This window comes from Oleiphilus sp. HI0132, from assembly GCF_001635845.1.
The window spans coordinates 1-492 of sequence record NZ_LWGJ01001379.1 but is presented as its reverse complement, the minus strand read 5'-3'; the positions used below and the strand labels follow the sequence as shown (position 1 = coordinate 492).

The 492-nt window shown below is 42.1% G+C and carries 1 protein-coding gene; it reads right to left on the bottom strand.

The window, feature by feature from the left end; genetic code table 11:
- The coding region (locus tag A3766_RS21215) for an NAD(P)-binding protein (protein WP_156509021.1) at positions 1-470 on the bottom strand (470 nt) is incomplete at its 3' end.
- Between the last annotated feature and the right edge of the window lie 22 nt (positions 471-492).

The following is a 492-nucleotide window of genomic DNA, read 5'->3' as shown; positions in this document are numbered from 1 at the left end:
GTGACAAATTTAGCCGCATATTCTTTTCGTACAATGCTGTTTACGCCATCTGCTCCAACCAATAAGTCGCAGGAATCTTGTAGCTGACTTAGCTCAGATGGAAGCACTTTTTTCTCTTCGATAGTTATTCCGAGTGACGTAGCTTTATTTCTGAAATAGCGCATCAATTCAAAACGGGAAACGCAGTGTCCATCAGAAAACTTAAAGGTTTGGCAGTCGTTATTGGTTTTTACGGTGGCTTGTGAGAGTCTCGGCGGAGTGTTATTCGCAAAGAGTGATGTGAAATAATCCTCATCCAAATGCGCTAACAAATCTTTGGTCAGCCCCTGTAGCGTGTAGCCTAAACCAAATGAGTTGATTGATTCATTTTTAGCCTCATAAACGGTGATGTCAAAGCCAGGATTGAATTTTTTCATGGCACTCGCAAAATAGAGCCCGGCCGGCCCACCGCCAATGATAATAATTCTCATATTCTCATATTCCTTTTATGCC